This is a genomic window from Maribellus sp. YY47 (genome assembly GCF_023111095.1).
GTDB lineage: Bacteria > Bacteroidota > Bacteroidia > Bacteroidales > Prolixibacteraceae > Draconibacterium.
Genome location: NZ_JALGYW010000028.1, coordinates 46623 through 59925 on the forward strand (window position 1 = coordinate 46623; position 13303 = coordinate 59925).

Genomic DNA, 13303 nt, shown 5'->3' on the forward strand with positions numbered 1-13303 from the left:
CTTTTCGGGAAAAACGTACCGAAAAGCAGGTAGAGGCTAACAAGAAGCCATTGAATCCTTTTCAGAATATTTTTAAAAACCCGGGAAGATGTGATTATGATGAATAAATACACTATCAATTTCTTTGTACTTATTCTCGCCTGAGTTTTTAATTCATTTTGATTAGATTTGGGAAAACTTAAACCAATTCAAAATGAAACATTTGAAACACCTGGTCATTCTGGCCTTTCTTTTCACCTTTCTTGATGCCAGCAGTGAAGTAAAACTGCCTCGGATTTTTAGTTCGAACATGGTACTGCAACAAGGAATTGAGATTCCTGTTTGGGGCTGGGCCGACAAAGGAGAACGAGTAATTATTAGCTTCAACAATAGCACTGTTCGCACGAAGACAGACAAAGATGGGAAATGGAGTGTTAAACTGCCGATACAGGAATACGGCGGTCCATACACATTGACTGTGAAAGGTAAAAACACCATCACATTTGATAATGTAATGATTGGTGAAGTTTGGGTTTGCTCCGGGCAATCGAACATGGAATGGATGCTAAGAAACACCAACAATGCCGAACAGGAAATCAGAACAGCCACGAATTCAGCTATCCGGCTTTTTACCGTTCCAAAACGGGTTGAACAGTTCCCCGTGGATGATCTGGAAGGCGGAGAATGGTTGGAATGCTCGCCTGAAACAGTGCCCGATTTCTCGGCAGTGGGTTATTTATTTGGCCGCGAGCTCAGTGAAAAACTAAATGTACCGATTGGTCTGATTCACACTTCGTGGGGAGGAACCGTTGCAGAAACCTGGACCAGCGAAGAAACCATTAAAAATGATCCTGACCTCAGCAAACCATTGGCTGAATTGCAGCAATTGGACCTGAGCAACTACCGGGAACAAAAAATAGCGTCGATCAAGAAAATTCTGGGAGGCGAATTTCCGGAAAAAGATATGGGCATGCAAAACGGGAAAGCGGTTTGGGCAGCTGCCGATTTCAACGACAATGATTGGAAAACCATAAAAACACCCGGTTTGTGGGAAGGAGAAGGTTATCCGGATATTGACGGAATTGGCTGGTACAGAACCGAAGTAAACCTCACAAACGATCAAATCAAGAGTGACCTGACTTTGCATTTGGGTAAGATCGATGACTCGGACCTTACTTTTGTAAATGGCGTACAAGTTGGAACCACCCACCAATACAACGAAGACCGGATTTACACTGTTAAAAAGGAAAACCTAAAAGCGGGTCGCAATGTAATAGCGGTTCGCGTTGAAGATACCGGCGGCGGTGGCGGCATTTTTGGAGATGCAAAAGATGTATACCTGACCGACGGCGTAAATGCCATTGATCTCGCTGGAGATTGGAAATTTAAATTATCTAAAGTGTTGGTTGGAAATTACAACATTGGCCCCAACTCCTATCCTACCTTGCTGTATAATGGCATGATAAAGGCTCTGATCCCCTATGCGATCAAAGGTGCAATCTGGTACCAGGGAGAATCGAATGCCGGCCGTGCGCTTCAATACCGAAGAGTATTTAAAAACCTGATTACTGATTGGAGGACACACTGGGGCGAAGGCGATTTTCCTTTCCTTTTTGTTTCGCTGGCCAATTTCACAGCGCCGGTAGATGTTCCATCTGAAAGCGAGTGGGCTGAACTTCGCGAAGCACAAACGATGACACTTCAACTTCCGAACACAGGCATGGCAATGGCAATCGACATTGGTGAAGCCGGCGACATTCATCCACGCAACAAGCAGGATGTGGGCAAGCGACTGGCTTTAAACGCTTTTAAAATTGCGTACAATATGGATGTTGTAAACTCGGGTCCATTGTACAAATCGGTTGAGTTTAAAAATGGAAAAGCGATTGTGACTTTCACAGAAACCGGATCCGGCCTGATGGCAAAAGATAAATACGGCTATGTAAATGCATTCTCAATAGCAGGCGCCGACCGGAAATTTCACTGGGCGAAAGCAAAAATCGTTAGCAACAACCAGGTAGAAATCAGCTGTGAGTATGTAAAAAATCCGGTGGCGGTGCGTTTTGCCTGGGCAAATAATCCTGACGATCTGAATCTGTACAACAAAGAAGGCCTGCCGGCGATTCCATTCAGAACCGATGACTGGCCCGGAATTACGAAATAGATAAAATCGAAAATTTTTAAACCCCCATTCACAATTAATTTATCAATAAGAAGTTGATAATAGAACCGGATTTGTAGATTTGCGCCTATGAAGCAACTTTATTTTATGCTCTGGCTTCTTCTGACGGGTTTAACAACCTGGGGACAAAGCAATAATGCCACCTTAAAAGGCACCCTTAAAGATACAAAAGGCGTTCCTCTTGATATGGTTAACATTGTTATCAAAGAGTATCCTACCTTGGGGACGACCACCACCGCACGCGGAGAATTTTTGTTGCGCATTCCGGCTCAAAAACATTTAACCATCGTTTTTTCGTCGCTGGGTTACCAAACATTCCAGGATTCGGTGTTTGCCAAAGCCGAAGAAACAGTGATTAAGGAAATTGTGATGCCCGAACAAAACCTGGAACTGGCAGAGGTCATCGTAAAGGAACAACGCCGCAACGGGGGCAATCTAACCAGCATCGACCCGAGGATTATCAACATCATTCCGAATGCTTCAGGCGCTTTGGAAACCATGCTGAAAACGCTGCCCGGAGTATCGTCCAACAACGAACTTAGCTCGCAATACAGCGTTCGCGGAGGTAATTTTGATGAAAACCTGGTGTATGTCAACGATGTGGAAATATATCGTCCCTTCCTGGTGCGTTCCGGCCAACAGGAAGGCCTCAGTTTTATTAACAGCGATATGGTTTCAACGGTCGATTTCTCGGCGGGTGGATTCAATGCCAAATACGGCGATAAAATGTCGTCGGTACTCGATATAAAATACAGAAAGCCCAGCGATTTTAAAGGATCAGCAACGGCAAGTATGCTGGGGGCTTCGGCCCATTTCGAAGATGTAGCTTTTAACGGAAAATTATCGCACATTTCCGGAATCCGTTACAAAACGAATAAATACCTGCTAGGGAGCCTCGACGAAAAAGGTGAGTACGATCCCAACTTTCTCGATTTCCAAACTTACATCAGCTATCAGCTTTCAGAAAAAACAGATGTTTCATTCTTGGGAAACATCTCGCAAAACCACTACAATTTTATTCCACAAACCCGTCAGACAAGCTTTGGAACCTGGCAAAATCCTCTGAATACAAAAATTTATTTCAGCGGACAGGAAGAAGATGTTTTTAAAACCTACCTGGGTGCTGTTACTTTTAATTACCATCCATCGGTTAACCTGAACCTCAAGCTCATTGCATCTGCTTATCATGCAAAAGAAGAAGAGACCTATGATATTTTGGGGCAATATTACCTGAACCAGCTGGAACGCAACATGGCTTCAGGAGAATTTGGCGACAGCATTTTAAACCTTGGGATCGGCGCATTCCTTAACCATGCCCGGAATTACCTGAATGCGACCGTTTATAGTTTCTCGCACAAAGGAGCTTTTAACTCTGAAAAACACCTGGTGAACTGGGGCATTAAATATCAGCACGAAAAAATTGAAGACAAGCTGAACGAATGGATTTACCGCGATTCAACCGGATATTCCATCCCTTATTCTGATTCAGAGGTACTTTTATACTACTCGCTCAATGCAAAAAGCAACCTGAATTCCAACCGCTTTACGGGCTACATTCAGGATACCTGGAGCGTTCCGGTAAAAAGTGGCGATTTGTACCTGACTGGAGGAGTTCGCTTTAATTACTGGGATTTCAACGATGAATTGCTGATCAGTCCGCGAATGACGCTGAGTTATTACCCCGAATGGGAAAAGAAAATGTCGTTTCGGTTATCAGCCGGGATGTATCACCAGTCGCCGTTTTTCAAAGAACTAAAAAACAGCGACGGAAGCATCAACTACAACTCGACAGCACAAAAATCGTTTCAAATTGTTGGCGGAAGCGACCTGATTTTTACGGCTTGGGACCGACCGTTTCGGTTTACCACCGAGGCGTATTACAAATACATGAATCATCTGATTCCCTATCAGGTCGACAACGTGCGCATCCGCTATCTGGGCGAGCAGGAAGCTACGGGTTATGCAACCGGGCTCGACATGAAAGTGAACGGCGAATTTGTCAGCGGATTGCAATCGTGGGCAAGTCTTTCCTTCCTGCAAACACAGGAAGACATTAAAGATGATGGACACGGAATGATTCCCCGACCAACTGACCAATGGATGAATTTTAGTCTTTTCTTCCAGGATTATCTTCCCGGTAATCCGAGCTACCGCATGCAGTTATCGGGTTTTTATGGCGCCCGTCTTCCCACCGGTCCTCCCAATGGCGCGCGTTACCAGGATGTATTCAGAATGCCTTCGTACCGGCGTATCGACCTAGGTTTTTCGAAAGTATTTATCAGCGCTGCCAGCCCAAGTAAATCTCCGTTTTTCAAACACATTACCGACATGTGGTTGAGCTTGGAAGTGTTTAACGTGCTCGATATCAACAATACAATTTCCTATTTCTGGGTGTCGAGCATTTACGGCGACCAGTTTGCAGTACCCAACTACCTGACGGGCAGAAAACTCAACTTAAAACTGACGGTAAAATTCTAGTGTCTGAGAAATTAATGTAAAAAACGTCGTTCGCTAAATTCGATTATTTCGGCAATTCAATAATAATTAATAGGTTGCAGAATAAATTTCAACCTACTAATTGTGTATGCGATAAAATCAGAAACTTCTACATCTATTCCGGGCTTAACAAAGCTCCCTCTTTTTCAGGTTGATGCTTTTGCTGACCAGGTTTTTTCCGGTAACCCGGCGGCGGTTGTTCCTCTTAAAACTTGGCTTCCCGACGACATACTGCAAAAAATTGCATTGGAGAATAATCTTTCTGAAACAGCTTTCTTTTGCGAAAACAATGACGGTTTTAAAATACGCTGGTTTACACCTTTGGCCGAGGTCGATCTCTGCGGACATGCAACACTTGCATCGGCCCACGTTCTTTGTAATCACCTGGGTTATGACAAAAAGGAAATTGTTTTTGAATCACGAAGCGGAATTTTGCGGGTAAACTCCAGCGACAATATGATTTTACTCGATTTCCCTGCTTCACCCATAGACGAAATTACAATGCCTGCAGCGTTGAAAGGAGCTTTTAATATCCATCCAAAATCATGTGTAAAAGGGCGCAACGATCTGATGTTGATTTTTGAAGACGAAAGTGAGGTTCTGAGATTACAACCCGATTTCGAATGGCTGGTAAAAGCCCAAACCCGCGGAATAATCTGTACTTCGCTATCAGAAAAGTTCGATTTCGTTTCCCGTTTTTTTGCACCTTCCGTCGGAATAAATGAAGACCCCGTTACCGGTTCGGCTCACACCATGCTTATTCCGTATTGGTCAAAACAACTCGGGAAGGCCGAAATGGTAGCCAAACAGGTATCAAAAAGAGGAGGTATTTTGTATTGCCGCCACTTAAACGAGCGGGTTGAAATCGGAGGAAAAGCCATAACCTATTTACAGGGCGAAATAACTATCCAGCTTTAATATTGTAGGCCATTAATGCATCTCCGTGCCGTACGTACAAAATACCGTTGTGAATCACCAAATGTGCCCAATGCTCGTTGGTACCCATTGGAACGCTAAAGCGACTGATAATTTCAAAACTTTCAGGACGAGCTTCAGCCAGAGCCACTTCACCATCGCGTTCAGCATAGCAATAAAAGCGATTATCGGCATAAATAACTGATCCGCCGCCCAGTTCTTTATTTTGAACCAAGGTTTCTCCGGTATTCCAGCTGATCACTTGCCAGTCTTTTTTCAGATAAGACGAGCCATACAAACAGGTGTCGAGTTGAATCAAACCTCCCATCAGGTTGATGAATTTATTGTTTCGCCAAACTTCTGATATACTTTTGCCATCTTCCGACAATTGCATCTGTACCATGCCCGAATTCTTTTCGCGCCCTGCTGTTACCACTAAAATTTTTCCATCAGCATACAAAGGTGTGTTTGCATGAATTTTGTTCTGCTGAATCTGCTCCACGCGCCAGTATTTTTCACCGGTTTCTGCATCAATTCCCATCACCGAGTTTGAAGTCATCGCAATAACGAGTTTATGCCCGTTATGATTGATTAAAATCGGTGAGTTATAAGTAGCTATTTCTCCTTCGCCGGGGCAACTCCAGATCAATTCTCCGGTAAAACGGTTCAAGGCCACCACGTTGTTTTCTTTTCCTCCCGGCACACAAATCAGCTGATCACCGTCGATCAAAACCGACTCCGAATAACCAAATTGAATAACAGAATCTACTCCAAAATCCAGGATAAAATCTTTAGACCAAATTTCTTCACCGCCTTCCGTGTTAAGGCAGTAAACCGCGCCCATTCCACTTTCAATGTAAATCCGGTCGTCTACCACCACAGGAGCCGATCTTGTTCCATGAAAATTCAGACTAAAATCCTTTCCGTATTCTTTTTCATAGAGCTTATTTCCCTGCTCATCAAAAACGAATAAAGTACCCATTGAAGCGATCGTATCTTTCATTCCCGTCACAAAAACACGATGATCGAGAACAGCAGGAGAACTGTGTCCATATCCCAATCCCTCAAACGACCACAGCAATTCCGGCCCCTTCTCCGGCCATTTCTGCAACAATCCTTTTTCAGGATAGATTCCGTTGCGGTCAGGGCCACGCCAATCGGAGATTTTGGTTGGTTTCCGGCACGAAGCCATCAGCAATAAAATAAGGAATAGCGGTATAAATAAATGTTTCATTTTTGGTTTTTGTCAGGATTGTCAAATTTATAATTATCAAAGGATTTGTATCTTCGCAGCGGTCAGAAATTACACTCTGCACCCGATAAAATTCCATTCAATAAATATTATTTTGATGAACGATCCGTTTGGCGCAGCAATAAAAGAGTATTTCGAGCAGGGGAAAGCCCCTGATATAGCGGTAAATTCGAACTACACCGAAGACGAAAGCATCCCCGTGGCCTACTTTTTCAGGAATGAAAATGAGATGCCCGAACTCGAAAAAAAGGCGCTGCAATTGTGTCGCGGAAGTATTCTGGATGTGGGGGCTGCTGCCGGTTGTCATGCCCTGATGCTTCAAAACAACCAAAAAGATGTAACCGCACTCGAACAATCGGAACTGGCCGTGGAAGTTATGCAGGCGCGCGGGATTCAAAAAACCATCACCGCTGACATTTACAGGTACGAAGGCGCCAAATTTGATACCATTTTGTTGTTGATGAACGGCGCAGGAATTGGCGGCACTGTAAACGGCTTAAAAAGGCTGCTTTTTCATTTAAAGACCCTTCTGAACGAAGGCGGACAAATTCTGATTGATTCTTCTGACATAAAATATCTTTTTGAAGAAGAAGATGGCTCGATGTGGATTGACCTTTCAAACGATGGCTATTATGGAGAAATGGAATATGAAGTATCGTTCAGGGATCATCATTCGGAATTCGATTGGTTGTTTATCGATTTCAAACTGCTGCAAAAAACGGCAATGCAAACGGGTTATTCCTGCGAACAGATGTTTACAGGCGAACACTTCGATTATTTGGCCAAACTGGAGATTTATAAATGATTTGACACTATTGTTTTTTTTGTTTTCTGATCCCTTAACTTACATTTCGTAGAAAAAAACAGGTCGTTCGCAGAAAAACGAAGCAGATTGACCGATATCATTTCTGTCTTTAGTGTCGTTTACATAATTTGCAGAGAATTCGAAAACAGAAACCGATAATGAAACGAGCATGTAAACTATTTACAACTGAGAATGTGATTAAACTACCTGCGAGTTACATACTATAGCTTTCTAAACAAACAATTTCAGTAGTATGAAAACAATCATTCTGATCTCCTCTATTTTTTATATCCTCGGATTAAAAATCTCCAACAAGTTCGATTTCGTAAAAAGAAGTACTCCTGCAGAGAAGATTATTATTCACAAAGCCAAACCTGTGGCACCTGAAAAAACAATTGATTTTAAGGAGGCTGAAACAGAAAAATCAGCTAAAGATACTGTTGCCGGAAGCGGCACTTCTGATACTATACTGGAAAAAGAATAACTTTTCAAATCACAGATAAATATTTCATTGTTTACAATGAATCGTTTAAGGGGATGTTTCATCCTCTTTTTTTCTGAAAATCAATTTTTAAAGAATATCCAACAAAATCCGGCAAATTGGATCCGGGGAATTTCACGTTGAATATTCTGCATTAAAAATTAAAAACAATTCCCCGATAGGAGTAAAATTTTTACGTTCATTTTTGTTGGTGATTCCTTAGAATCGTGATTGTTTTATTACTTTAGATAGCGTAAAAAAGTCAACCGATGAATTGCAAAATCACCTCTAACGATATCCGGATTTCAAATTGGGATCAGCTTGTTAACGAAGTATATCACGATTCGTGGAAGCCGGGAATGGGACGATTCAGAAGCGATTATGCATTCAGGGGGCTATCGGATTGCCAGTATCAACTGGAAAACAGTTTTCTGCGAAACTGCGGATTTCGTCCGGAATTGGAATATCACATTCTGCGCAACTTTCGGAAATACGCCCGCACAGAAGACAACCATCAAACCAGCACGCAACTGCGGGCCCTGGTACTGGCCCAACATCACGGTTTATCAACCCGGCTTTTAGACTGGACCTATTCGCCTTTTGTGGCCATGCACTTTGCAACCGCCAACACCGAAAAATTTGATATCGACGGAGTGATCTGGCAGGTCGATTTTGTTAAAGTGAACGAGCAAATTCCTGCTCCATTAAAAAAGCTGCTCGATGTTGAAAAATGCAATGTTTTTACAGTCGAGTTGCTGGAATCGGAGGCGCCATCGGTACAAAAGCTGGATGAAATATTAGGTGGCGGTCATGTTTTGTTTTTTGAACCACCTTCGCTCGACGACCGGATTGTAAACCAGTTTGCCCTGTTCTCGATCATGACAAGTCCAACCGCCATTCTGGACGATTGGCTGATAAAACATCCCGAAGTTTACCGGCGTATTATCATTCCGGCCGAATTAAAGTGGGAAATTCGCGACAAACTCGATCAGGCCAACATTACAGAACGGGTTCTTTTCCCCGGGCTTGACGGCTTGGCTCGCTGGCTGAAACGCCATTATCAACCAAAAATCCCTTAATTTGTTATCTTCATACAGTCAGAACTTTACCACGAGAGATAAAAGTACCGGCTAACATTATGAAATCTAAAACTTAACTCTATGGCAGGCTTAAACATTCATCGCAGAAAATTTATCGGAGCCCTTGGTTTGGGCACGGCTCATTTGCTTTTTTCAAATCCGCTTTATGCCGAAGCTACCCGTTTTTCCAGTCTCGATCCGTTTCAAAAAGTAAGCCTTGGAAAATCAGGGATAAAAACCACCCTACTGGGATTAGGCACCGGTGTTCATGCCACCAACCGCACCAGTTTTCTTACCCGGCAGGATAAAGCCAAAAGTCTGGAGTTATTGCATCATGCCTACGAAAAAGGAATTCGTTATTTCGATTTAGCCGATACTTACGGAACGCATCAAATGCTGGCAGAGGCGATGCAAAAAATGGATCGCAGCGAACTCACGCTTACCACAAAAATATGGGAACGCAGCGGCGGAATTCCCGAAAATGAGCGTCCACCGGCGGATGTTGTAGTAGACCGCTTCCGAAAAGAGCTAAACACCGATTACATCGATTTGGTGCAGTTGCACTGTATGGTTGACGATGACTGGACCGACAGCATGAAAGCTCAAATGGATGTTTTGGAAAACCTGAAGGCCAAAGGCATAATTCGTGCCCACGGTGTTTCGGTTCATTCGCTTTCGGCAATGAAAGCAGCGCTCGAAAGTTCGTGGGTAGATGTGATTCATGTTCGGATCAATCCTTATGGAATTGCGATGGACAAACCCGATCCACAGGAAGTGGTTGAGGTCATACATCAACTTCATCAATCGGGAAAAGGAGTTATCGGCATGAAGCTAATTGGCGATGGCAAACTGCGCGACGACAGCGAAAAAATCGATAATGCACTTGCCTTTGTTCTTGGGCTTGGCAGCGTAGATATGATGATTGTCGGTTTTGAAGAAAAGGAACAAATCGACAACTATGTAGGTCGCATGGAAAGGGCCTTGTCAAAACTTAACCGATCATAAATCGTTATTGTGCCTAACTAAAGACAACAATAAAAAACCTCCATTTTAATTGGGCGAAGACTTAAATTATAACAAAGCAACCGTGCACTTCTCGCGGTTGCTTTGCAAACAGGCTTCCAGTATGCGGATAACGCCAGCAACCTCTTTGGGTTTTACGGCCAAATCTGCCTTATTTCGGATAGCCTCAAAAACATTATCGTAAAAAAGGTTATAATTTCCGGGGACGGTTTCCACCAGCATTTCAATTTCTTCGCCGTTTTCTTCGTAAATCAGGGTTCCCCATTCTTCGGGTGGCTCTGCCCCCCAATCCTGGCCTGTTGGCAAATGCCCGGCCTTTAATAATTCTTCCTGCGGATCGATCCCCCATTTGTAAAAAGTCCCCAACTCACCGTGAATCGTATACCTTGGCCCCGGATCCTTCACCAGGTAAGAGCATTTCAGCAAAGCAGCAAAACCATCGTATTCGAGCCGAATATCGTAATAATCGTAAACCACTCCCCCTTTTCTGACGATTCTTAAATGCGCCGTCACCGCTTTGGGCATCCCAAACAACACGACTGCCTGATCAACCATGTGCGCACCGAGGTTATAAAGAACGCCCACATACTCGTCTCCTTCTTCTTTCCAGGTGTTGGGCGCCACATACGTCCGGTAACGGTCAAAATGCGATTCAAATTCCACCAGCCTGCCAAATTTTGCCTCCTTCACCACCTGTTGCACTGTCCTGAAATCAGCATCCCATCTTCGGTTCTGAAAAACGGTGAGCATCAGTTTATTCTTTTCAGCCAGAGTTATCAATTTTTCTGCTTCTTCAGATCGCAAAGTCATCGGTTTCTCTACTACCACGTGTTTACCGGCTTCCAGCGCAGCTTTGGCCATGCTGTAGTGAAGATGGTCCGGAGTATTCACCACAACCAGTTCCACTTCGGGATGATTGAGTAATTCAGCGTAACTGCGAACAATGGATGCTCCCGGAAATAATTTTTTGGAAAGCGTTTTTGTTCGCTCTTGTATACAAATCACTTCAAAGCCCGGATTCACTTTCAGTAATGGTCCGTGAAATACCTGTCCTGACATTCCGTAGGACGCTAAAGCAGTTTTTACAGCTGATTTCATAAATCGGTAGTTTGATCGATTAAAATAGATGCATTGGCGGCCAATTTACATTTACAAGCCCTTATTCGGACGACTTAAAAGTAGCGATTTTACCTGATTCTCCCGAAACTTGTTAAAGAACATCTCTGAATTCAGGTATTCTAAAACATATTGTGTGTATTTCCCGAATATTTGATCGTAAATTAGATATGGATAAACCAGTTGCTTAACTTATGCAAAAAATGGAGAATTTCTTCAACAGTTATTTACAGAACTATCGACATATGAATTTAGAAACAGGGGATTTCCCCGGCCCCTTTATTACCATCTCCCGCCAGGCAGGATGTTCCGCCAAGCGAATCGCCATCAAATTATCGAAAATTTTAACCGGATACAGTTATATGTCCGATACCAAAACCGATGCCGATTGGAAATGGGTCGACAAGACCATGTTCTCGCAAGTAGTAGACGAAATGATTGGCGAGGTGGTGGAAGGTGGATTTGATAACGAAACCGGCGATGCAGTAAAATTCTTAAAAACCGTTGATCAAGCATTTTCTGACGAAACGATTTACGATATCTCTGACGAAAACCTGATCCGGACCTTAAAAGGAATCATATGCCGGCTGGCTTGCCAGGGGAGAACCATAATTGTAGGAAGATCTGCAGGAGTCATCCTCAAAAACGTTCCCAACAAATTAAATATCAGGCTGGAAGCCCCAACCGACTGGCGCATCAACCGAATTATGCAAATTAAGGATGTGACGCGCGCAGAAGCCGAGAAATTTATTGTTGAAATGGATGAAAAAAGAGATTCATTCATCGAAAAAGTAATTGGACGAAAAGCGGAAAACGATGATTTCGACGTTATTTTCAATTACGCCTCACTCGAAGATGACCTGATCGTGGATTCTATTGTCAACATTTTGAGAAACAAACACATTGTTGCTCATTTCAACGAATACTGATCAGCATAACTGAAGATTAAGGAAAAGATATAAGCTAAAATCCAGATTATACTTATATTTGAAACACATTAAAACAGAGAACAATTCCCATATTGTGGGAGTAATTAATACTTAAATTTCACCTTACAGAGACCTTTCTCCGGAAAGGTCTTTTTAAAAATCCAAATTTTTTATAAAAAAAGACTTGCAGGTATAGTGTAAATCTGATAAATAGTACTTTTATTTGCATATAGAATTTAATACGTTCTTCACTCATTTTTCACTTCGTGATTTTCTGTCTTAATTTCTAACGTTCTTCATAATTCATTGATTTAAAATGGTGTTAAAAGCACCTGTGTTTTACAATTTATACATTACTTTATTTTTCTATTTTTTTATGAATTTATTTGTTGCAAGGTTAAACTCATCTACTACAGATGAAGACCTACTGAAACTCTTCTCTGCTCACGGAGAAGTATCCTCTGCCAAAGTTATCATTGACAGAGAGACTGGGAACTCGAAAGGTTTTGGTTTTGTTGAAATGCCAAACGATGAAGAAGCAAATGCAGCTATTGCTGCTCTGAACGAATCAGAATTAGACGGAAAAAACATTGTTGTAAAAGAGGCCAATCCTCAACAGGAACGCCCCAGAAGAGACTTTAACCGCGGTGGCGGTGGCGGTTTCAACCGTGGCGGTGGTTTTAACCGTGGCGGCGGTGGCGGTGATCGCCGTGGTGGCGGTGGCGGCTTTAGAAGCGACGATCGCCGTGGCAGCGGAGACCGTAAATTCGGTGATCGCAGAGGTGGCGGAGACCGCAGAGGCGGCAGTGATCGCCGTGGCGGTGGCTATGGCCAGGGCTACGACGAGCAATGGTAGGCAATTGAAGCTGATAGAATAAAAAAGGTGTTTGGACTTCCAAACACCTTTTTATTTTATTATAATGTCTCGTCCTGAAATAGCGTTACACAAAAAGTAGCGTTATGAAAGAAATCAATCATTCACAGTACGTTAAGCGTACACAGAAGGACTATTCGATGTCCTTTAAATTGCAAGTTGTCACTGAGAT

At 43.0% G+C, this 13303-nt stretch carries 11 protein-coding genes; 9 read left to right on the top strand and 2 right to left on the bottom strand.

Annotated features, from left to right (window positions below):
- Positions 1–193 precede the first annotated feature (193 nt).
- The 3 genes from MR764_RS18255 to MR764_RS18265 all read left to right on the top strand — a co-directional run bounded on the left by MR764_RS18255 (position 194) and on the right by MR764_RS18265 (position 5575).
- A complete protein-coding gene (locus tag MR764_RS18255) occupies positions 194–2143 on the top strand; it encodes a sialate O-acetylesterase (RefSeq protein ID WP_247980895.1) in 1950 nt (649 codons plus the stop codon).
- 87 nt (positions 2144–2230) lie between these two features.
- A complete protein-coding gene (locus MR764_RS18260; protein ID WP_247980896.1) occupies positions 2231–4639 on the top strand; it encodes a carboxypeptidase-like regulatory domain-containing protein in 2409 nt (802 codons plus the stop codon).
- 102 nt (positions 4640–4741) lie between these two features.
- On the top strand, positions 4742–5575 hold the full coding sequence (locus MR764_RS18265) for a PhzF family phenazine biosynthesis protein (RefSeq protein WP_247980897.1): 834 nt from the start codon (positions 4742–4744) through the stop codon (positions 5573–5575).
- Here the strand turns inward: MR764_RS18265 and MR764_RS18270 are convergent.
- Positions 5562–6806, bottom strand: a complete 1245-nt coding sequence (locus MR764_RS18270; protein WP_247980898.1) for a PQQ-binding-like beta-propeller repeat protein — start codon at positions 6804–6806, stop codon at positions 5562–5564. The two genes, MR764_RS18265 and MR764_RS18270, sit on opposite strands and share 14 nt — an antisense overlap.
- 115 nt (positions 6807–6921) lie before the next feature.
- On the opposite strand from MR764_RS18270, the gene MR764_RS18275 reads away from it, so the two are divergent.
- From MR764_RS18275 to MR764_RS18290, 4 genes are all read left to right on the top strand, one after another.
- Positions 6922–7629, top strand: coding sequence for a class I SAM-dependent methyltransferase (locus MR764_RS18275; RefSeq protein WP_247980899.1), 708 nt, complete (start codon positions 6922–6924; stop codon positions 7627–7629).
- A 253-nt stretch (positions 7630–7882) separates the two neighbouring features.
- The gene (locus MR764_RS18280) at positions 7883–8113 is read left to right on the top strand and encodes a hypothetical protein (RefSeq protein ID WP_247980900.1); all 231 of its coding nucleotides are present in this window, start codon (positions 7883–7885) and stop codon (positions 8111–8113) included.
- Between the two features lie 266 nt (positions 8114–8379).
- On the top strand, positions 8380–9189 hold the full coding sequence (locus tag MR764_RS18285; protein ID WP_247980901.1) for an FRG domain-containing protein: 810 nt from the start codon (positions 8380–8382) through the stop codon (positions 9187–9189).
- Between the two features lie 81 nt (positions 9190–9270).
- Positions 9271–10194 (top strand): aldo/keto reductase, encoded by a 924-nt coding sequence (locus MR764_RS18290; protein ID WP_247980902.1) that lies wholly within the window; start codon positions 9271–9273, stop codon positions 10192–10194.
- Positions 10195–10260: 66 nt separating this feature from the next.
- Here the strand turns inward: MR764_RS18290 and MR764_RS18295 are convergent, their stop codons facing one another.
- On the bottom strand, positions 10261–11310 hold the full coding sequence (locus MR764_RS18295) for a Gfo/Idh/MocA family oxidoreductase (protein ID WP_247980903.1): 1050 nt from the start codon (positions 11308–11310) through the stop codon (positions 10261–10263).
- 263 nt (positions 11311–11573) lie between these two features.
- On the opposite strand from MR764_RS18295, the gene MR764_RS18300 reads away from it, so the two are divergent.
- Positions 11574–12257, top strand: a complete 684-nt coding sequence (locus tag MR764_RS18300) for a cytidylate kinase-like family protein (protein ID WP_247980904.1) — start codon at positions 11574–11576, stop codon at positions 12255–12257.
- A 376-nt stretch (positions 12258–12633) separates the two neighbouring features.
- Positions 12634–13113: an RNA-binding protein gene (locus MR764_RS18305; RefSeq protein ID WP_247980905.1), complete on the top strand. Its 480-nt coding sequence runs from the start codon at positions 12634–12636 to the stop codon at positions 13111–13113.
- Positions 13114–13303 lie beyond the last annotated feature (190 nt).

Bases quoted from the DNA above. Each gene is read 5' to 3' on its own strand.
- MR764_RS18255 (WP_247980895.1), top strand. From the start codon at position 194: ATGAAACATTTGAAACACCTGGTCATTCTGGCCTTTCTTTTCACCTTT.
- MR764_RS18260 (WP_247980896.1), top strand. From the start codon at position 2,231: ATGAAGCAACTTTATTTTATGCTCTGGCTTCTTCTGACGGGTTTAACA.
- MR764_RS18270 (WP_247980898.1), bottom strand. From the start codon at position 6,806: ATGAAACATTTATTTATACCGCTATTCCTTATTTTATTGCTGATGGCT.
- MR764_RS18275 (WP_247980899.1), top strand. From the start codon at position 6,922: ATGAACGATCCGTTTGGCGCAGCAATAAAAGAGTATTTCGAGCAGGGG.
- MR764_RS18280 (WP_247980900.1), top strand. From the start codon at position 7,883: ATGAAAACAATCATTCTGATCTCCTCTATTTTTTATATCCTCGGATTA.
- MR764_RS18285 (WP_247980901.1), top strand. From the start codon at position 8,380: ATGAATTGCAAAATCACCTCTAACGATATCCGGATTTCAAATTGGGAT.
- MR764_RS18290 (WP_247980902.1), top strand. From the start codon at position 9,271: ATGGCAGGCTTAAACATTCATCGCAGAAAATTTATCGGAGCCCTTGGT.
- MR764_RS18295 (WP_247980903.1), bottom strand. From the start codon at position 11,310: ATGAAATCAGCTGTAAAAACTGCTTTAGCGTCCTACGGAATGTCAGGA.
- MR764_RS18300 (WP_247980904.1), top strand. From the start codon at position 11,574: ATGAATTTAGAAACAGGGGATTTCCCCGGCCCCTTTATTACCATCTCC.
- MR764_RS18305 (WP_247980905.1), top strand. From the start codon at position 12,634: ATGAATTTATTTGTTGCAAGGTTAAACTCATCTACTACAGATGAAGAC.